The 19,971-nt window shown below is 62.2% G+C and carries 17 protein-coding genes; 10 read left to right on the plus strand and 7 right to left on the minus strand.

Annotation, left to right across the window (positions count from 1 at the left end; genetic code table 11):
- Nucleotides 1–231: 231 nt before the first annotated feature.
- The 3 genes from ACI2L1_RS23070 to ACI2L1_RS23080 form a co-directional block, all read right to left on the minus strand.
- Entirely contained in the window at nt 232–684 is a 453-nt protein-coding gene (locus tag ACI2L1_RS23070; protein ID WP_404741225.1) for an ATP-binding protein, read from the minus strand.
- Between the two features lie 90 nt (nt 685–774).
- Entirely contained in the window at nt 775–1,098 is a 324-nt protein-coding gene (locus ACI2L1_RS23075; RefSeq protein WP_404741226.1) for a hypothetical protein, read from the minus strand.
- Nucleotides 1,095–1,418, minus strand: a complete 324-nt coding sequence (locus tag ACI2L1_RS23080; RefSeq protein WP_404741227.1) for a recombinase family protein — start codon at nt 1,416–1,418, stop codon at nt 1,095–1,097. The genes ACI2L1_RS23075 and ACI2L1_RS23080 overlap by 4 nt, the downstream gene beginning before the upstream one ends.
- 226 nt (nt 1,419–1,644) lie before the next feature.
- Between ACI2L1_RS23080 and ACI2L1_RS23085 the strand changes: the two genes are divergently transcribed.
- From ACI2L1_RS23085 to ACI2L1_RS23095, 3 genes are read left to right on the plus strand one after another with little or no spacing between them, the layout of a single operon-like run.
- Nucleotides 1,645–2,811, plus strand: a complete 1,167-nt coding sequence (locus tag ACI2L1_RS23085; protein ID WP_404741228.1) for a helix-turn-helix domain-containing protein — start codon at nt 1,645–1,647, stop codon at nt 2,809–2,811.
- Between the two features lie 18 nt (nt 2,812–2,829).
- A complete protein-coding gene (locus ACI2L1_RS23090; RefSeq protein ID WP_404741229.1) occupies nt 2,830–3,552 on the plus strand; it encodes a 5-formyltetrahydrofolate cyclo-ligase in 723 nt (240 codons plus the stop codon).
- Nucleotides 3,553–3,607: 55 nt separating this feature from the next.
- Complete coding sequence (locus ACI2L1_RS23095; protein WP_404741230.1) at nt 3,608–4,315, plus strand: hypothetical protein; 708 nt, start codon at nt 3,608–3,610, stop codon at nt 4,313–4,315.
- A 6-nt stretch (nt 4,316–4,321) separates the two neighbouring features.
- Here ACI2L1_RS23095 and ACI2L1_RS23100 read toward each other — a convergent pair whose 3' ends face one another.
- The 3 genes from ACI2L1_RS23100 to ACI2L1_RS23110 all read right to left on the minus strand — a co-directional run bounded on the left by ACI2L1_RS23100 (nt 4,322) and on the right by ACI2L1_RS23110 (nt 7,054).
- A complete protein-coding gene (locus ACI2L1_RS23100; RefSeq protein WP_404741231.1) occupies nt 4,322–5,449 on the minus strand; it encodes a hypothetical protein in 1,128 nt (375 codons plus the stop codon).
- 213 nt (nt 5,450–5,662) lie between these two features.
- On the minus strand, nt 5,663–6,679 hold the full coding sequence (locus ACI2L1_RS23105) for a hypothetical protein (protein WP_404741232.1): 1,017 nt from the start codon (nt 6,677–6,679) through the stop codon (nt 5,663–5,665).
- A gap of 114 nt (nt 6,680–6,793) precedes the next feature.
- Nucleotides 6,794–7,054 carry a helix-turn-helix domain-containing protein gene (locus ACI2L1_RS23110; RefSeq protein ID WP_404741233.1) on the minus strand — a complete coding sequence of 87 codons (261 nt, stop codon included), beginning with the start codon at nt 7,052–7,054 and terminating at the stop codon, nt 6,794–6,796.
- Between the two features lie 286 nt (nt 7,055–7,340).
- Between ACI2L1_RS23110 and ACI2L1_RS23115 the strand changes: the two genes are divergently transcribed.
- The 6 genes from ACI2L1_RS23115 to ACI2L1_RS23140 all read left to right on the plus strand — a co-directional run bounded on the left by ACI2L1_RS23115 (nt 7,341) and on the right by ACI2L1_RS23140 (nt 17,586).
- The gene (locus tag ACI2L1_RS23115; protein WP_404741234.1) at nt 7,341–8,438 is read left to right on the plus strand and encodes a hypothetical protein; all 1,098 of its coding nucleotides are present in this window, start codon (nt 7,341–7,343) and stop codon (nt 8,436–8,438) included.
- A gap of 232 nt (nt 8,439–8,670) precedes the next feature.
- Nucleotides 8,671–11,103: a type I restriction-modification system subunit M gene (locus tag ACI2L1_RS23120; protein ID WP_404741235.1), complete on the plus strand. Its 2,433-nt coding sequence runs from the start codon at nt 8,671–8,673 to the stop codon at nt 11,101–11,103.
- Nucleotides 11,103–12,290, plus strand: coding sequence for a restriction endonuclease subunit S (locus tag ACI2L1_RS23125; RefSeq protein WP_404741236.1), 1,188 nt, complete (start codon nt 11,103–11,105; stop codon nt 12,288–12,290). Before ACI2L1_RS23120 ends, ACI2L1_RS23125 begins: the two co-directional genes overlap by 1 nt.
- Complete coding sequence (locus ACI2L1_RS23130) at nt 12,287–15,373, plus strand: type I restriction endonuclease subunit R (protein ID WP_404741237.1); 3,087 nt, start codon at nt 12,287–12,289, stop codon at nt 15,371–15,373. The genes ACI2L1_RS23125 and ACI2L1_RS23130 overlap by 4 nt, the downstream gene beginning before the upstream one ends.
- Nucleotides 15,360–16,082 (plus strand): M48 family metallopeptidase, encoded by a 723-nt coding sequence (locus tag ACI2L1_RS23135; protein ID WP_404741238.1) that lies wholly within the window; start codon nt 15,360–15,362, stop codon nt 16,080–16,082. Before ACI2L1_RS23130 ends, ACI2L1_RS23135 begins: the two co-directional genes overlap by 14 nt.
- 40 nt (nt 16,083–16,122) lie before the next feature.
- Nucleotides 16,123–17,586: a hypothetical protein gene (locus ACI2L1_RS23140; RefSeq protein WP_404741239.1), complete on the plus strand. Its 1,464-nt coding sequence runs from the start codon at nt 16,123–16,125 to the stop codon at nt 17,584–17,586.
- 82 nt (nt 17,587–17,668) lie between these two features.
- On the opposite strand, the gene ACI2L1_RS23145 is transcribed toward ACI2L1_RS23140, so the two are convergent.
- A complete protein-coding gene (locus ACI2L1_RS23145) occupies nt 17,669–18,073 on the minus strand; it encodes a hypothetical protein (protein WP_404741240.1) in 405 nt (134 codons plus the stop codon).
- A 293-nt stretch (nt 18,074–18,366) separates the two neighbouring features.
- Here ACI2L1_RS23145 and ACI2L1_RS23150 point away from each other — a divergent pair, with 293 nt between their 5' ends.
- Nucleotides 18,367–19,950 carry a hypothetical protein gene (locus ACI2L1_RS23150; RefSeq protein WP_404741241.1) on the plus strand — a complete coding sequence of 528 codons (1,584 nt, stop codon included), beginning with the start codon at nt 18,367–18,369 and terminating at the stop codon, nt 19,948–19,950.
- The last annotated feature ends 21 nt before the right edge of the window (nt 19,951–19,971 follow it).

Genomic DNA, 19,971 nt, shown 5'->3' on the forward strand with positions numbered 1-19,971 from the left:
GCATCAAGATCATTTAGTCAATAGAAAAATCCTCGCCCAGGGCATTCTCAACAAAGGGAAGCGTGAGGACGGGGCAGATGGCGTCATGCTGAATTAGCCGCTCGGCTATAGGCTTTTTGGAATGCACCCATCAGGCATAGCGGTATCTCCGGATCCATTCGTTGGCTCTGTCGGCCGCGCCGCTTCGGCCAGCGGCTGAATCCCATTTCACGACAAGGGAGACGTCTCTCGTCATTCATGGAATGATTCCCCTGGGCTCGGCTGGATCGGCAGCTCCGCCCACACCACCTTGCCTGGCTCGGCCGGTCGCGATCCCCACCGGCTCGCCACTGTCTCGACGAGAAAGAGGCCACGGCCAGACTCGGCGTCGAAGTCGGCATCCTGCACGACGGGCGTACGGGGATCGATATCCCAGACCTCGATCACGATGGACCGCTCAAGGCCGAGCAGTCGCACACCGATGAGGTTGAGCTTCCCCAGCTGGGCCCAGTTGGGGTCCGGCGTTGTGACACCTGTCGCTTTCACCGAGTTGGTCACCAGCTCGGAGACGACGAGCAGGGCATCGTCGATGACGGGAGTCGCGCCCCACTTGACGAGCGTCGTCTCCACGAACATTCGTGAGCAGCCAACGGCGGTGAGGACTGCGGCGAGTTCGAGTTGTTCGCTGAAGCGCGGTGGTGGCATGACGGTCAGCCCTCCCCGCGAAGAGCTGCGCAGGGTGACCCGTAAACCACGTGGAACTGGTCGCCGTTGAGCATGTGCAGGTTCCTGTCGTTACCGAGGATTCAACTCGTGGACTTCAGCTCTTGCGCCCCGCTCCAGACGTTCCAGGAGGTTCGTGAGGAGCAACTCGTGCTGTGTCAGGTGGGAAAAAGACGGCATGATGACGTGGTGGGCGTTCGCCTGGCGGAGTTCCTGCGTCAGCGCGTCCCAGGTGGCGAAACAGCCGGCGACGTTCTCGTAGAAGAGACCGGCGAGCTCGAAGCCCTGGTCGTCGGCGTAGCGCCTGAGTTCGGCTTCGAGCTTCCAAGAGGTGTTGTCATCAGCGTCGGCGGTCGCGCGCAGGTAGCCGTAGGCCACCGGTCGTACATCGTTCATCGCTGCCGCCCCTGTACGACCCAGATGCGAGCGCCGGTCTCCTGCTCGATGTGCTGGCGCATGGCGTCCTGGAGGCCGGGCAGCCGCGCGAAGTGCCAGAGCGAGGGGACGAGGACATCCCTCACCTCGTGGTGCTTCAGCGCCTCGAGCATGACGTGGAACGCCGACTCGGATCGCCGGATGCATTCGGTGAACACCTGGTCGAGCGCGAACCCTTCGCGTGCGGCGTACTCGGCCAACTCGCGCTTGACGCGCTCGGTTTCGTCATCGGCCTCGTCGCTGCTGACGAGGCGCATGTACCCGTAGATCGCGGGGCGCATGGGACTCCTTCTGGCTCCTGGGGGTAGCCAGTCCGGCGGACGGCCCGGGGCCCCGGACACCGCAGAACCGGCGTAGTAGCCAGAAAAGCCCCGCTGACCTGCCAAAACCCAGAGCATGGGAGGGGCGGAAAGGGGGCAAAAATGAGGCAGGGCAGTCGTTGACCTGCGCAAATGGCGCCGCCCTGGCTATGGTGGCGAGGCCCCCGAACCCCGGAAGGGAAGAGCGATGGCGGCGAAACGCGTTCGCCTGGCCAAGCGGCGCAAAGCAGTGGGCCTCAGCCAAGAGAAGCTCGCCGAACGCCTCGGCATCGAACGGTCGACGGTCGTGCGCTGGGAGCGGGCCGAGACCGAACCGCAGCCCTGGGTGCGCCCCAAGCTCGCCGCCGTACTCAAAGTGTCCGCTGACGAACTGCAGTCGCTACTCGACGATGTGACGGTTATTCAGGCAGCGCCGAGCGAGCGCATGAACTACATGCTGGAGCACCCCTCGTCAGCCGACCTGGTGGCCGTGGCGTACCTGCACGAACGCGTCCGCCAGCTCGACGAGCGTTATGACAAGGTTCCGTCGACGGCACTTCTCGGCCCCGCCGGCCAAGTACACGGCCAGGTGAAGTTCCTGCGGGAGAACGCGGCCAACCCTCGAGTCCGCCGGGCGCTCTTCGAAGTCGAAGCCGAGTCCGCCACGTTCATGGGGCAGCTCACCTGGGACTCCAGCCAGAGACGCGACCACGAGGCACCGATCAGCTACCTCGATGAGGCAGTGCATGCCGCCCGCCAGGTGGGCGACGCCTGCACCGAGGCGTACGCAACGCTCCGCAAGAGCTATGTCGCCCTCTACGGCGAGAAGGCCCCCGCGAAAGGCGCTGCCTTTGCCGCGGCGGCGGCCGAGGTCGCCGGGCCCGCCAGCCCGTCACTCACGGGCCTCGCGCTCCTGCATGTCGCCGAAGGACATGCCATGTCCGGGGACCTCAAGGCATGCGAGGGAGCGCTGAAGAAGGCCGAGGCGCAGTTCGACCGGGTCAACGGGGACGACGTCGCCGCGGAGTACTACACGATCAACGAGTTCAACCGGCTTGCTGGTTCGTGTTTCCTGTTTCTCCGTCTGCCGGCGCGGGCCGAGCCCGTCCTGCGCACGACGGCCGGAGCGCTCGGCGCGAAGCAAAAGAGCCAGGCGATCGCGCTCGGCAACCTCACGCTCTCGCTGATCCGGCAGCGCAAGCTCGACGAGGCGGCCGTCTCACTGCACCGGACGATCGACACGGTTGAGCTGACACGCGGGGGCGGCGGTCTTAACCTGGCATTCGCCGCTGGTCGAGAGCTTCGCGAGTGGCGGCACGAGCCGTGGGTGCAGGACCTCAACGACCGCCTCTTGGCTCTCGTAGCAGCGATCTGACGGGACCGGTAGGAGCACGTGAGCAACATCGACCAGGCGAAGGAAGCCGTCCGCGACCAGGTATGGCGCCTGCTCGAACGCGAAGGCGCGGTGCCGGAAGGCTCGTACGGCAAGATCCCCGGCTTCTACGGCTCTGAGGCGACGGCCGAGCGCCTGGCCGAGCTGGACGCGTGGAAGCAGGCCCGGACGGTCAAGGCGAACCCCGACTGGGCCCAACTGCCTGTCCGTGTCCGCGCACTCAAGGACGGCAAGCTCCTCTATATGGCCGTGCCGAGAATGGCGAGCCTCCAGCCGTTCTTCCTACTCGACCCGGCGACGCTGGAGCTACCTCCCGAGCAGGCCGCCGAGAAGAAGGGGGCGGCGCAGGTTGCTCGCCGTGTCGGCGTCGAAGACATGCGCCCCATCGATGTCGTGATCTGCGGCAGCGTGGCGGTCAACCGCTCCGGGGCGCGCATTGGTAAGGGCGCCGGATTTTCCGACATCGAGGTGGCACTCCTCATCGAGGCTGGCCTTGTCACCGACGAGACGGTCATTGTCGCGCCCGTACACCAGTTGCAGGTCATCAACGAGGAGATCCCCGAGACCGAGCACGACTTCAGCGTTGACCTCATCGTCACGCCGGACGAGGTGATCGAGTGCCCGAACCGGCGCCGGCCCCGTGGGCTCGTCTGGAACGACCTCACGGCGGAGAAGATTGAAGCGATTCCGGCTCTCGCGGCGAGGGCTCGACGTGGCGGGTAGCACCTGGGGGCAGAAAGATCATAAACTGACAGGGGACGCAAGACTAGGGAACGCGTTGATCAACCTGAAGAGACTCGCGCTCCCAGTTGCCGTGCTCATCGGGGCCATCAGCCTCGCCGCTTGCGACAGCGCGGACACCAGCGGCAGCGCCCAAGTTGCCACCTACAGTGCCGGATACGACTACGGTAGCGATCTCCTCAAGGACACCTACGACGGCGAGGAGCCGGACGTCGACGAGGCCATAGGCGCCTGCGGAGACGGCGTTGACTACGAACGGGAGCGTCTCTACAGCTCGAACGGCCTCACTCCCGTACAGGGGAGTGTCCCGATCACGAGCGCGGAGACCGAAGCGTACGACGCTCTCAAGGAGAAGATCGGGAAGGATCCCGGCCGCGCCCTCGATGCGTACGAGCAGGGTTGTAGTGATGCCCTCGACGGCGAGCCCACTACCGTGTCGATATGGGACCAGGCAGCCGCCGTCACCGGGGACCCGTACGCCGCGGGATACAGCTTCGCCATGTATAAGCTGCCCGTTCTTCAGGAGGTAGCCGAAGCGGAAGGCATCGAGGATCCGGTAGAGGAAACCATCTCCGTCTGCCAGGTGAAGGTCCTCATTGCCCTCGACCAACTTCCCTTGGAGAAGCCCGAAGACCTCGACCCTTCCGAGTGGGCGAGCGCGAAGGGGATCGAGGACAGGCACCGAGAATTCATCAGGGGCTTCGAGGACGCCGCCAATGGCAAGGTTGAGCGCACGACCAGTTAGACAGCCCTATTCCTCGACATCCTGTGACGAACGTTCTTCTTGGTGCAGCACCTCCTCCATAAAGACACGAATCGTGGTCTCGTACGGCTTGTACGAGAAAGCTCCGCCGGGCGGGCGTAGCGAGATCAAGTCATGTGCCACGACGAGGAGCGAGAGCAACAGTCGGTTCACATCTGAGGACGAAACATCGGAGTGAAGGCCCTTGTTGCTCAGACTATCCAGCCTATCGACACGCTTCCCCAAGTCCTCGACGTTCGCGATGAGTAGTTCTCGTGTGGTGTCAGAGGTGACATTTTCCGCGATGTACGCCCACAGGCGGTTCCGGTACTCAGCCTGGCCGACCTTTCGCCCGTTGACCTTCTCTTCACGCGGGGGATAGAGGCAGTCGGCAAGCTTTTCCGTGAATCGCCGGCAGGACAGCGACACATGTGCCAGCTCTTCCGCTGTCTCGTGATTCTCGAACGCCTTGAGGGCAGCGTGCAGCCGTTGAGTGAGATCCGGGTCCAGGTCTGAGCAGCGCATCAGGGTCTCACCCAGCGCGGATGAGAACTGGCCATGAAGCAGTTCGTCCGCCTCACCGAGCCTGCGAAAGTGCTGCATGTTGTCGTACGGATCAAAGATGGTCTCCCGTGCCCCGGAGTCCTCCCAATAAACGGAGGGGAAGAGGCCGGAAGCTTCCCACTCGCGATATTCCACGTAATCTCGGGTATCCTCGACTTCCAACTCATACCCTCTATGAAACAAATAGAGGGAGTCTTCGAATATCCGAAACCTGCTCGGGATGCCTTTCAGGAACACCGCCCAGTGCTCCGGAATCTCCGGACGAACTTGCACAGCCCCCAGATACCATTCAGCGCCTTTTAGCCGGATATGCATGGCACGAGCGTCCGACGGAGTCAGAGATTCCACGACCATACCTGCGACATCAAATGACGCGATGTGCTCGGCAAGATCCGGCCCAAGGAAGGTACTCCAGACTGACCAGTGCTCGCCGAGAACGCTGTTTGCAGCGTCTTCGGCACTGCCCACCTCTTGGGCCAGCTGCCACAGTGGGAGAGTTCCCGTGGAAAATCGGGCATGGCGCCTATGACGTGGAACGGATTCCATGAACGCTCGCACCAGGGATTCCCTCATGGTGAGCCATCCCCACGTTCCGCCCGCCGGCGAGCTCCAACCTTCGTTGATCAGAAAGCAGACTCTCATTCGTCCCCCAACAACCGATCTCGCTGAGTGCCTCGACCTGTCCGTAGCCGGCCGCGCTTCTTTCCTGTCCGACACCACGCAGCACGGCGACACTGCCAGTCGGGCGACTTCGCTGTAGCCCATGTCCGCATAGGACCAGCGCGTTCAGCAGGCTGGCGCGACCACTCCTCCAAGCCGCCACCGGTACCGCAGGACACGCACGAACTCCGTCCCGTCCGCCAGAATGGACCACACGTCCTTGATGCTCACGCCCAGTGCGTCGGGGAACCACTCACAGATCAGGCCGTGCACCTCAGCGGCGAGCAACGGTTCGTGCTGCCTCGCCAGGACGATCGCCACCTGCTGACGAAGTGTCGGCTCTGCCGGTACGTCGAGAACGGCCTTGCGGAGACGCTCGACACCCCGTCGCTCCTGCTCCATAGCAACAGCCAGTTGACTCACGATTGCCTCAAAGACGGCCTCCACCACCCGGAGCGTTGACCTCCGACGGTCCGGCCGTTTCAGGAGGACCGCGCCCACCCCGAGGACGACGACACCAAGCAGCCACGGCGAGATGCCTATCTTGCGGCCCGTGTAGGAGATCAGGCCGACCATTCCTCGGAAGGGGAGGATGGCGGTGTTCGCGGTGAGGAGCTGATCCCAGGAGGCGTCGGCAACCTCGACGGCAGCCCCGGCCGAGTCGATCCACCGCTTCGGAGCGAACCCGGGCTTCTTGAGGTGTCTGTCGTCCGAGAACACGACGCACGGCGCGATGAGTTTGGCGAGCCTGCCTGTCGGCACGTCGTCCGGATCCGTGATCGCCAGTACCTGAGGGTCGGGAGCATCAACGTCGGACATGGTGACGAAGCGGAGTGCCGGTAGGTACTCATCTTCAAAGCGGGCACGAAGCGCTGCGAGAGGTACCGGGCTTGACGCCGCGATCGTCGGGAGGTGTTCATAGACCTCATCGAGCACGTGGTCGGCGGCGTAGAGCACCACGTCGCCACGATCGCTCATACGGAGCAGACGTGATCGCCGTCCCTCCGCCTCATTGCGACAGTCGTTGTCGATGCTTGAGAGCAGTACGTTGGTGTCGACGACGGCGACCAGATGCGGCGCGCGTGAACTGTAGGGATCAAGCGGCCGGGGTCTCGCGAGTGATGTGAGCTGATCGTCCGTCATGGATCAACGGTAGTGCTCGGGTATGACAGGTTCCACCTGGTTTCATGCAGCACGCCGAACACGGAGCTGTCAGCCGTCGGGGATGGGCGTCATCCATCGCTCGGGACTGCGGGATCACCCGGTTTTCTCGGAGCCCGCGGGCGGCGCTTTCAGCCCTCGCACCAAGTCCCCTGCATCCATGCCGAGCGCCTCGGCGATCTTCAGGATGTTGTGGAGCGACACATTGCGCTGACCGCGCTCGACCTGCCCGATGAACGTCCAGTGCATGCCGCTGTCGTCGGCAAGGCCCTCCTGGCTCTTGCCGAGTTCGTTCCTGCGGGCGCGCACCCGCGCCCCGAACGTCTCTGCTGCGTCTGAGATGGGCTGTTTTGCCATGGCGAGCCCTAGCCCATATGTCCCAAGCCTCAAGATCCAGAGACGATGTATCCCAACTCTCTGCATCCCATGACTATGTGTCCTATGCTGCTTCTCGCAACCCCGGAACGCGAGGGAGGTGACGGTCATGCTGTGCTTCAACGGCAACGGTGGTGGTGGCGGCACGAGGCGCTGACGCCCGTACCCGCGCACCCCTGGAAGCCCCGAGTTCGGCAACGCGGCTCGGGGCTTTCTGCTGGGCAAAACATTGCCCTGAACTGCAATTTCTGTATAATTGATCTTGTATATGTCGAGTCCGTTAGAACGTCTCTACAAGACCAAGCTTGCACTGCTCGCGACCGTTGCCACGGTGGTTGGCATTGCTCTGATGCTCCTCGCACACTGGGCGAACGGCAACGCTCCTTGGGACTGGCTCGACAACCTGCCCGTCATGGATATCGGCTCGGCGCTCTTCACGACCGGGCTCATCGCCATTTTCTTCGAGTACATCGACCAGGCGGACGCCGAGGCCCGCGCCAACCAACGGCTCCGGAAGGTTCTCGTCGAGGAGGCGCCCGCCATCCGTGACGCCGTGGTGGACGGCTTCGCCTTCGCCCCGGAGTCCCTGACGAACGTCGCTTCCAAGCAGACCCTCGATCGCATCGTCGAGAACACCTTGGGCATTCAGCTCGGTGACAAGGAACTTGCTGCCGACGCGTACCGGGACTTGAAGGAGCAGATCATAGGGGCACGGCAGCGCTGGGAGGACGCCCATGTCTCCGTGGCACTCGCGCCATGGAAGAAAGGGCCGGCTTCAGGCAACGGCTCGATGTTCGTCGCCACTGTCGTGTGGGAGTACCGCTTCATCCCGTCGAGTCCGGTCCTTCGCTTCTCCTGCGTCTCAGACCTCGATACCTTCCGAGAGCTTTCGGTGGACCCAACTTCCACGGCCGCCTGGTACTTCGTGCCCATACGCGACTTGGACGCTTCATCGCCTGATGCCTTCGAGCTGGTCCAGGTCGCTGTGAACGGTAAGCCGCTGAGGGCCAGGCGTAGCGTCCGCAAGGACGGCCAGGTCTTCACCTGCAATCTCGACGATGAAGTGAGTAGGAACGACGAGGTGACCATCTCTTACACCTACCGCGTCCTGGTTCAACGGCACGGTCACACATTGCACCTCGACCTTGCCCAGCCGACAAAGGACTTCCGGGCAGAGCTCTGGTACGGCGACTGCGGTATCCGGCGCATGAACGTCATCGACTACCTGTCCGGCCCGCGTCAGCCGCGGTACCGGCACCTCGAAGCCTCTGATCCATCCCCGAGCGTCGAAGTGGCCTACGAGGGCTGGACGTTCCCGAAGGGCGGGGTGGCCTTCGTCTGGGTGCTCGACGAGGAACTCTCGTGATCGACTCGCTGAAGGTAGTCAAGCCCATGGGGGATGCGCGGCAACCGCATCCCCTGTCAGTACCCGGCGCTATCGTTGAGGCACTCGCTTGGAGTATCACCACTAGTGACACTGCTGTCACGCACTGGCACGCGAAGGATGGGCCCCGAAGGATGGACAGGTCACGCGTACACCTCGCCGCAGGATCGCGGTCAGGCTCTGGGCTCGATGCAGGCAAGGGGGTGGCGTGGTAGTGGCTCTCAAAAAGTCGGACCTGTACAGCTCGCTCTGGCGGAGCTGTGACGAACTGCGCGGCGGCATGGACGCCAGCCAGTACAAGGACTACATCCTCACGCTGTTGTTCGTGAAGTACGTGACAGACAAGGCCAAGTCCGACCCGAACTCCTTGATCGACGTCCCCGCCGGCGGGTCCTTCGATGACATGGTCGCCCTCAAGGGTGACAAGGAAATCGGCGATCGTGTCAACAAGATCATCGGCAAGCTCGCCGAGGCCAACGGGCTCGAGAAGGTCATTGACCTGGCCGACTTCAACGACGAGGAGAAGCTCGGCAAGGGCAAGGAGATGCAGGATCGCCTCTCCAAGCTGGTGACGATCTTCGCTGACCTGGACTTCCGGGGTAGCCGCGCTGAGGGCGACGACCTTCTCGGCGACGCCTATGAGTACCTGATGCGGCACTTCGCAACGGAATCGGGCAAGTCGAAGGGGCAGTTCTACACCCCGGCCGAGGTCTCACGCATTCTCGCCAAAGTCGTCGGTATCGGCCCCGGCACCCGGCAGGACCACACGGTCTACGACCCCACATGCGGTTCCGGCTCGCTGCTCCTCAAAGTGGCCGACGAGGCACCACGCGGCCTCACCATCTACGGCCAGGAGAAGGACAACGCCACCTGGGCGCTGGCCCAGATGAACATGATCCTCCACGGCTACGCGGACCGTGACATCCGCAAGGGTGACACGATTACCAGCCCACAGTTCACCCAGGGCGCACGGCTACAGACCTTCGACTTTGCCGTTGCCAACCCACCGTTCTCGATCAAGTCATGGAGCAACGGCCTGGAGAACGACTACGGCCGCTTCGAGTACGGCCGGCCGCCGGAGAAGAACGGCGACTACGCCTTCCTGCTGCACATCCTCAAGTCACTCAAGAGCACGGGTAAAGCCGCAGTCATCTTGCCGCATGGTGTGCTCTTCCGCGGTCACGCCGAAGAGAGCATTCGTAAGGAGTTGCTACGCCGCGGCTACATCAAGGGCATCATCGGCCTGCCCGCGAACCTCTTCTACGGCACCGGTATCCCGGCCTGCATCATCGTCCTCGACAAGGAGAACGCCCAGGCGCGCACCGGCGTCTTCATGATCGACGCTTCCAAGGGCTTCATGAAGGACGGCAACAAGAATCGCCTCCGGAGCCAGGACATCCACAAGATCGTCGACGTCTTCAACAAGCAGACCGAGAACGACCGCTATTCCCGTATGGTGCCGCTCCACGAGATCGCCGACCCGAAGAACGACTACAACCTCAATATCCCGCGGTACATCGACTCCTCTGAGCCCGAAGACATCCAGGACCTTCACGCCCACATGCACGGCGGGATCCCAGACCGCGACCTGGACTCACTTAACAGGTACTGGGAGGCGTTCCCGAGCCTTCGTGCCACGCTCTTCAAGCCAAACCGCCCCGACTACAGCGACCTCGCGGTCGGCGTGACTGAGGTGCAACAGGCCATCCTGGATTCCAGCGAGTTCCAGAAGTTCGCCACGGACGTCCGCGGCCAGGTTGATGACTGGTTCTCCGCGCACCGGCCAGTCCTGCAAGCGCTCAACGCGGACACTGTCCCCAAGGATCTGATCGCTCGTATTGGCGACGATCTACTGGCACGGTTCAAGAACGCCCCCCTGCTCGACGAGTACGACGTCTACGAGCAGCTCATGACCTACTGGCACGGCGTCATGCACGACGACGTCTTCCTCGTCATGAACGACGGATGGTGTGAGGCGGCGAAGCCGCGCAAGACCATCGAGGACAAGGAGCGCAAGCTCACCGAGACCCCGGACCTCGTCATTGGCTCCGGGCGCAGCGTCACCAAGTACAAGATGGACCTCGTCCCGCCGGCGCTTGTCGTAGCTCGTTACTTTGCGGATGAACAGGCCGAGGCCGACGCACTGCACGCGGCAGCCGAAGAGGCAAGCCGTGCTGTCGAGGAGTACATCGAAGAGCACGCTGCCGAGGACGGCCTGCTTGCTGAAGCGATGGACGATGGCAAGATCTCCAAGGCGCTCGCTTCGGCGCGACTCAAAGTGGCTCGGCACGAGGGAGCTGACGCGGAGGAGATCAAAGCTCTCCAGCACCTGGTCAAGCTGTACAACGAAGAGTCTGTTGCCAAGAAGGCGGCCAAGGAGGCCCAAGCCGCCCTCGATCTCGCGACCCTCAAGAAATACGGCGACCTCACCGAGCCTGAGATCAAGCAGCTCGTACTCGACGACAAGTGGCATGCCACCGTCGCTAGCCGCGTGGCGTCTGAGGCTGAGTCACTCACGCTCGCACTCGTGTCACGGATCCAGCAGCTCGGCGAGCGCTATGCCGAAACCGTGGGGGCGCTTAACACGCTAGTGGAAATGCTCGGCTCCAAGGTCTCACAGCACCTGGCTAGCATGGGGGTGGAGTAATGACCAACCCGGTGCATAAGCCACTCGGCCAGCTACTGCTACGCCCGCCTCGCTACGGAATTAACGCTGCGGCTGTTCCGCTGGCTCCCGGTGTAGCGACCTATGTTCGAATCACAGATATCAACGACTCGGGCAGGTTCTCCCCTGATCCGAAGGTCGGAGTAGATCACGTCAGCGCAGTCAACTACAGACTGTCCGCTGGAGAGCTTGTTTTCGCGCGCACTGGCGCCAGCGTTGGCAAGTCCTACCTGTACGACTCGCGTGACGGCGAGTTGGTATACGCCGGATTCCTGATCAATATTGCACCAGACCCGAAGCGACTCAATCCCAAGTATCTATCACTCTTCGTGCAGTCTAAGGAATATTGGGACTGGATTGCCCGAACATCTGTTCGTAGCGGTCAGCCGGGCGTTAATGGACGCGAGTATGCGCAACTCCCAGTGCCATTGCCTGACATCGCGACGCAGAACGCGATCGTGTCAGCGATGAATGACGTCGACGACCTGCTCTCCACGCTGGAACGCTTGATCGCCAAGAAGCAGGCGATCAAGCACGGCATGGTGCAGTGTCTCCTCACCGGAAAAGTGCGTCTCCCTGGCTTCACTTCTGGAACTTGGGAAACCCGCCCCCTGCGAGAGGGTGTATCGCTAATTTCCGGCACGCATGTAATGGCGCGGGATTGCAATACGCGAGGAATCGGAACACCCTATCTCACCGGCCCCGCAGACTTCCCCAATGGGGAGATCAAACAGACGAAGTTCACCACTCGGCCGGTCTCGTTGTGCAGAGCTGGAGATATCCTCATCACAGTCAAGGGGTCAGGGTCTGGATCCATGGTCGAAGCTGACGCAGAGTACTGCATCAGCCGGCAACTCATGGCCGTACGCACTTCGAAATGGGATTCACGCTTTCTCTTCTACTCCCTTCTGCACAACGCTTCACAGATTCGGGCGGCATCAGCTGGCCTAATCCCAGGGCTTTCGCGATCAGATATCCTTGACCAGCAACTGCCGATTCCTCCCACCATGGCCGAACAAAACGCTATCGCTGAAGCCCTGTCGGCTATTGATCATCAAATCGAGGGCTTGAAACGCTTGAATGCCCAGAAAGAGGCGATCAAGACGGGCATGATCCAGCAGCTCCTGACCGGCCGTACCCGCCTTCCCACCAAGGAGAGCGCAGCATGAGCAACGTCGGTCAGCCGGAGCGCAAGACTCAAGACCGCGTCGTCGAGCTGTTCCGAGACTCGCTGGGCTACGACTACCTCGGCAACTGGGAGTATCGCGCGGCGAACTCCAACATTGATGTTGAGCTGCTCACTCAGAACCTCCGCGCCCGGGGCTACAACGACAACCTCATCAACAAGGCGATCGACAAGCTGAAGAGCGACGCTTCGCTCGGTGGTGGTCGCGATCTGTACGAGGCGAACCGAGACGTGTACGGCCTGCTCCGGTACGGAGTGAAGGTCAAGCCGGGTGTCGGCGAGCAGACAGAGACGGTCTGGCTCGTTGACTGGGCACGCCCCGAAGCCAACCACTTCGCTCTTGCCGAGGAAGTGACGGTGCTGGGTCAGCACACCAAGCGCCCGGACATCGTGCTGTACGTTAACGGCATCGCCTTCGGGACGATCGAGCTCAAGCGCTCGAAGGTCGCCGTCTCTGAAGGTATCCGGCAGAGCATCGGGAACCAGCGGCCCGAGTTCATTCGCCCGTTCTTCACGACGGTACAGCTCGTCATGGCCGGCAATGACGTGGAGGGGCTGCGCTACAGCCCTATCGACACGCCGGAAAAGTACTGGCTCGCATGGCGTGAACCGTCCGACATCGCCGACCCGCTCGATCGTTCCTTGACCCAGCTCTGCTCGAAGGAGCGTCTGCTTGAGCTGGTTCACGACTTCATGGTCTTCGACGCAGGGCAGAAGAAGACGAGTAGGCACAACCAGTACTTCGGCGTCAAGGCGGCTCAGGAGCGGATCGCCAAGCGCGAGGGCGGCATCATCTGGCACACCCAGGGCTCAGGCAAGTCGCTGACGATGGTGTGGTTGGCCAAGTGGATCCGTGAGAACCAGCCGGACGCTCGCGTTCTCCTCATCACTGACCGGACCGAACTGGATGATCAGATCGAGAAGGTCTTCCAGGGAGTCAACGAGGCCATCTACCGCACGAAGAGCGGTGGCGACCTCCTCGCCACATTGAACGCGAGCGAGGAGTGGCTGGTCTGCTCGCTGGTCCACAAGTTCCGCAGCTCGGAAGACGAGGCTGCCCGCGATGAGGCTGAGAGCGAGTTCATTCGTGAGCTGAAAGCGACTGTTCCCAAGGATTTCCACGCCAAAGGCAACATCTTCGTCTTCGTCGACGAAGCACACCGTACGCAGTCGGGCAAGATGCACGACGCCATGAAGGCGCTCATGCCAGGTGCCATGTTCATCGGCTTCACCGGTACGCCTCTCCTCAAGGAGGACAAGGACACCACTGTTGAGCGGTTCGGCAGCTTCATCCACACCTACAAGTTCAACGAAGGTGTTGCAGACGGCGTCGTGCTCGACTTGCGATACGAGGCTCGCAACATCGACCAGGACCTGACCTCGCCGGCAAAGGTCGACCAGTGGTTTGAGGCCAAGACCCGCGGTATGACCGACCTCTCCCGTGCCGAGCTCAAGAAGCGCTGGGGCACCATGCAGAAGGTCGTCAGCTCGGAGCCGCGCGCCCGGCAAATAGTCAACGACATCCTGCTCGACATGGAGATCAAGCCGCGCCTGTCGGACGGTCGCGGCAACGCCATCCTCGTCAGTCAGAGCATCTATCAGGCGTGCAAGTTCTACGAGCTGTTCACCCAGGCCGGGTTCAAGGGCAAGTGCGCCATCATCACGTCGTACACGCCACAGGCCAGTGACATCTCCAAGGAGGACTCCGGCCACGGCGCCACCGAGCGGCTGCGGCAGTACGAGATCTACCGGCAGATGCTCGCGGACCACTTCAACGAGCCTGCCGACAAGGCAATGGGCAAGGTCGAGCAGTTCGAGAGGGACGTCAAGGAACGTTTCATCAACGACCCGGGTCAGATGCGGCTGCTCATCGTTGTCGATAAGCTCTTGACCGGCTTCGACGCCCCGAGCGCGACGTACCTGTACATCGACAAGAAGATGCAGGACCATGGTCTGTTCCAGGCGATCTGCCGGGTGAACCGCCTCGATGGCGAGGACAAGGACTACGGCTACATCGTCGACTACCGCGATCTGTTCAACTCGCTCGAGTCCGCCATCACGGACTACACCGTCGGCGCCCTCGAAGGCTACGAGGCAAAGGACGTCGAGGGGCTGCTGTCCGATCGGATCGACAAGGCTCGTGAGGATCTCGATGAGGCCCTGGAGAAGATCCGGGCGCTCTGTGAGCCGGTCGCACCGCCGAAGGACACCCTCCAGTACCAGCAGTACTTCTGCGCCCGCGAGCAGGGCAACGCCGAGCAGCTCAAGGCCAACGAACCCAAGCGGGTTGAGCTCTATAAGTCTGTTGCGGCCGTGACCCGCGCGTACAGCAACCTCGCCAACGAAATGCAGGCCGCTGGGTACAGCGACGCCGAAACGGCAGCGATCAAGGACGAGATCACCCACTACGCCAACGTGCGCGACGAGGTGAAACTCGGTGCTGGCGAGAATGTTGACTTCAAGCAGTACGAGGCCGGCATGCGGCACCTGCTCGACACCTACATCAGTGCCACTCCCTCCGAGGTAATTTCCGACTTCCAGGAAGCCGGGCTGATCCAGCTGATCGTCGAGATGGGAGCTGGCGCGCTCGACAAGCTTCCCGTGGGTATCAAGAAGGACCCCGAAGCGATGGCAGAGACGATCACCAACAACATGCGCAAGGTGATCATCGACGAGCGCCCGATGAACCCGAAGTACTACGACAAGATGTCGGAGCTACTCGACGCCATACTCGAAGAGCGGCGTCAAGGTGCTCTGGACTACAAGGAGTACCTCGAGAAGCTACTGGAGCACGCGTCCAACCTCGGTAAGGGCGAATCGGACACCGAGTACCCGGAGTGGGCCGACAACGGTGCCCGCCGCGCCCTGATCGACTTCTTCGATCAGGCACCGGAGCTGGCCGCGGTGGTGGACACCACCATCCTCCACACCAAGCCCGACTCATGGGTGGGCAACGCGATGAAGGAGAAGAAGGTCAGGCGCGCGCTCGCTCAGGCGCTGCCTGCCGACTTCGACCGGCTTGATGAACTGCTTGAACTGCTAAAGGCACGTCATGAGTACCGCTAGTGCCTATCTCACCGTCCGTGGCATCGGCATCGACGTCATCTACAAGAACATCAAGAACCTGCACATCGGTGTCTATCCACCCCTTGGGCGCGTTCGGGTAGCAGCGCCGCACCAGCTCGACGATGACCAGGTGCGGCTCGCGGTAATCCAGCGCTTGTCATGGATCAAAGAACAGCGCGAACGACTTCAATCAGCCGCACGTCAGTCAACCCGAGAGATGGTTACAGGCGAGTCTCACTATGTGTGGGGCGTTCGTCGCCGAATGAAGGTCGTTGAGCGCCCCGGACGAGCCCACATCGAGCTAGACGGTGAGCGACTGCTGCTGTACGTCCCTGCCGACACGACAGCTGAACGGCGCCATGAGCTGCTCGATCGCTGGTACCGGGAGCAGATTCGACATGCGATCCCGAGCCTGATCGCCAAGTGGGAACCGATCCTCGACGTATCGGTGCCGCGCTGGAGCATCAAGCGCATGAAGACGAAGTGGGGATCCTGCAACCGCGAGACCGGACACATCTGGTTCAACGTCGAGCTCGCCAAGAAGCACCCGTCCTGCCTGGAGTACATCGTCGTCCACGAGATGGCGCATTACCTGGCGCGCCATCACGACGACCGTTTCACCAAGCTCATGGATAGGTTCATGCCGAACTGGCGTAACCTCCGTGACCAGCTGAACAATGCACCGCTCGCAGAGGAGCAATGGACATGATTGCGCTGCATGTTCTTCAGGAAATAAGCGGGGCTAGACGATGACTGACTTCGACCTCTATTTCTCCGAATACTTCGGCGTCGATCCCGCCGTCTTGGAGGAGTACGGGGCCTTTGATGTCAGCATCGTCTCCGACCTTCCACTATTCATCGATCCATTTCTCCTCTTCAACAGCGAAAAGCCCGAGTACCAAGCCCTCCATGAGCAGATCCTCAAGTACCTGTACTTTCTGCGTGATAAGGCAGCGCCCGATCTTGATCCGAGTTTGATAAAGAGCTGGTACCGGTTCAAAGAGGTCAAGCAGAACTGGTTCGGGTTCACGGTGCTTGGCAATGGCGGCAGCGGACTCGGTGGTAAGTTCGCAACTTCGCTGCACGAGTCACTCGGGTCAATTCTTACTAACTTCGGCTCCGAGCAAATCACCGAGAGCTCCCATCTGGAGAAGCTGGCCCTGATCCAACCTGGTGTCGGGCGTGACAACATCAGCGACTTCGCGACGAATCTAATCAAGGACTACCTCCTCGACTACACCCAGACGTTCGCCAAGAATCACCTTTCTCCGGAAAAGGTCGAGACCTTCGCAGTGACGCGAGCTGCGTTCAACTATGACACCGAATCTTGGGAGGCACAGAGGTACGTCCTGCCTCGGCTCGGCGATGACTTCGTCCTGCTGACGCCGACCGATATCCTGACTCGTGACGACACCTGGATTAGTCAAGCGGACATGATCCGCAGCTTTGACAGGCTGCCGTCTGCCGTGCCTGACGACGAACTTAGAGCGCAGGTCAACAACTACTTTCGCCAGCGACTGGGGAGGAAGCCTACAGCGAAAGATCGTGCAGCGGCTGCCCACAGCACAATTCGCCAGTTCCCAGAACTCGTCGATTACTACATCAAGACCAAGGAAGACTCAGGCGACGAGGCTGTCGCAACCAGTTCGGAAAAGGTCGACGACACCTACAAAGTACTCGTCACCCAGCTCAAACTGGCTGTCGCCGACCTTGCTTCGAAGTCCAGGTTCTACGACCAGGCGTGGACCAGCTACGACGAGGCGCTTGATCGCGTCCATCTCTTCAAGGCCTATGTCGAGGACAACGACGGATACAAGCTGATCAACCGTGCAGGGAAGCCGTTCTCGCGTGAGGACGAGGTTCAGCTGTTCTTTGGCCTGCTCTGGTGTCGCACTGACTTTGACGTCAACCGAGAACCGAACAACGGACGCGGGCCGGTAGATTTCAAGGTCAGCTATGGTGCGGGCGATAAATCATTGATCGAGTTCAAGCTTGCGAGCAATTCGTCGCTCAAGCGAAACCTAGAGAACCAAGTCCCCGTCTACGAGAAGGCAAATAGGACCGATAAGTCCATCAAGGTCATCATCTGCTACACCCAGGCTCACCAGAATAAGGTCGCCAAGGTGCTCAAGGAATTGGGTCTCGACAAGGAGCCGTCTATCGTCGTGATTGACGCAAGGAACGACAACAAACCCTCTGCGTCGAAGGCGTAGCCTGAGACACACCGCCAACGAAGAGTGTCCGTTGGCTGGTCGCGGGGTGTTCTTTTAATTGGAACAAGACAGCTATGAGCTACTACGCCACGGGCGGACGCATCTCTACTTCCGCCCGCTTGAGCGCCTTCCATACCGCGCTGCCGCTGATGCCGAACTTCTTCCCGATCTCATTCGTGCTCAGTCCCTGCTCGTAAAGCTCCTTGGCCTGTTTCACTCGTGCCGGTGTCATCTTGGTCATCTGTCGCTTGGCCACGCCGGCACGTTCCAAGTGCCGGTCTACCGTGTGGCGGTGGACGCCGTAGCGCCGAGCCAGCTCGTTCATCTCGGCGCCGCGTCGGTACGCCTCCACCAGCTCCGCCACTTCGTCAGGTGACAGCATCCGGCACTCACGAACGCTCGTTGCGACGCCTGGCTCAACCAACGGCGGCTCTACCTGTGGCAACGCCGCCATGTTGACGCTCTCCAGCGCCTTGAACAGTCGCAACAGGGGTGCGCCAGGGTTCGAAAGCGAGTCACGGAGGCGCACAGCAAAAGGGCCGGCTCAGGAGGGTTTCCTCCCAGGCTGGCCCTTCGTCTTCGAGTCCGTGCCACACACGTGCCACTAGCTTGAGTTTTAACCTCGATAAATATGGTTCGGCGCCTGCCAGGCCCACGTGAGGTGAACTCTGCAGTCCGCATGGCATGCACTCCATCAGCGTCGGTTTCGGGAAGCAAGGCGGATAAGGTCGTGGACCAAGTCTTCACTAGACCGGTTGACACCTGGGGGGGGTACAAGGCATGCCTACACCTGAGCAGATCTGGGCGGACGCCGACCTCCCCACCCGTCGGCTCGCCGGGCTGGCTCTCAACCCGTCCGTGCCGGAGAGCGCCCTCCTGTGGCTACTCTCCGACGCTCCGCTTGCCGTACGAATGGTGCTGTGCCGGGACCGGATCCTGCCTGACGCCGTCGTCGACGCGGTGATCGAGCACCCCGACACCTACACCCGCAGCTTCTTCGCTCGTAACCCCCATGTCGATCCGGCCCAGCGAGTTCGGCTACTGGACGATCCCGAGTGGTTCGTCCGCGCCCACCTCGCCGAGGGACCGCGAGTGGCAGCCCCCGCGCGTCCCAGGCCTCTGCCCGATGAGGCCGTCGTCCACATGATCAGCACGTATGACGACGAACTCCTCGGCGGCCCCTTTTACCAGCAGATCTCCGCCAGGCTGCGCCGCTCCATGCCCACACATCCGATCGCGAAGGTCCGCCGTTGGGGCGTCGGCAGCTGGTCGTCATTGTCCGCGGACATACGGGCTGCACTGCTCGCAGACCCCGACGACGGGGTCCGGGAGAGGGCGCAGCGCCATGCGCGCTTGCAGGATCCGGCGTGGGTGGAGAGCGCGCTCCCTGACCGGCCGTGCCACGCCCGTACCGACATGCTGCTCCACCGCGCCCTCAGCAGACCGGTAGTGGACGGCGTCCTCACCAGGCCCGTAGGCGAGGAGGACAAGGCGATGATCGCCGTCAACCCCACCCTCCCCGCCGACGCGGTGGTCCTCCTGGCCGCCGACCCGGATCCGCAGATACGGGGCCTGATCGCGCAGCGCACAGACCTCGGACCCACCGAGCGCCGCGCACTCGTCGCCGATCCGGACCCGGACGTGCGCACGAAGGTCGCGTACCACGCGGACCTGGCACCGGCCGAGCGCCGCGTGCTCATGACGGACCCCCACCCCGGCGTCCGGCTGGCCGTGTCCCTCCACCCCGCACTGAGCGAGGAGGAACGGGCCCGGATCGACTACCAGGTCCCCATGGACGAGCCCTTCGTCTTCCACCCGGTGTTTGAGGTGGCCCGAAATCCCGGGACCGTCCGCCGAAACGCACTCTCCAACCACCCCCTGCTGCGGCGACAGGCAGCCAGGGACCATCTGCTGTCACCGGACCTCGTCGCCCGCCTGGCCTCCGACGACGATCTCGGCGTACGCGTCCTGCTGGCCCAGAACCATCCGGACGCCCCCGCGTCACTTCTGCTGCGCAGCTTCCTGGAGTACACCGGCGCCGAGCGCAGCCACCTCACCACCCGGCCGAACTTCCCGACCAGCGGACTGGCAGCCTTCGCCGACCACGAGGACCCTGAGGTCCGGGCCTTGGCCGCACGCGACCCCGAAACTGAGCCGACAGCCGTGGAGCGGCTCACCCGGGACCCGGAGTATGCCGTGAGGGCTGCGGCGGCGCGCCACTCGAGGCTTCCGCAGTCCCGGCTGGTAGTACTCCTCGACGACGAGGAGCTGGCTCACGCTGCGGCTGCGAACGCGGCGCTGGACGTGGACACGATCCGCCGACTGTTGAAGGCGGACAGCCGATGGGTAAGGCCGACGGCGTAGAGGAAGCTCCCGCTTGGCCCC

Origin of the sequence: Streptomyces sp. NPDC019531 (assembly GCF_044903305.1) — a bacterium.
Lineage (GTDB): Bacteria > Actinomycetota > Actinomycetes > Streptomycetales > Streptomycetaceae > Streptomyces.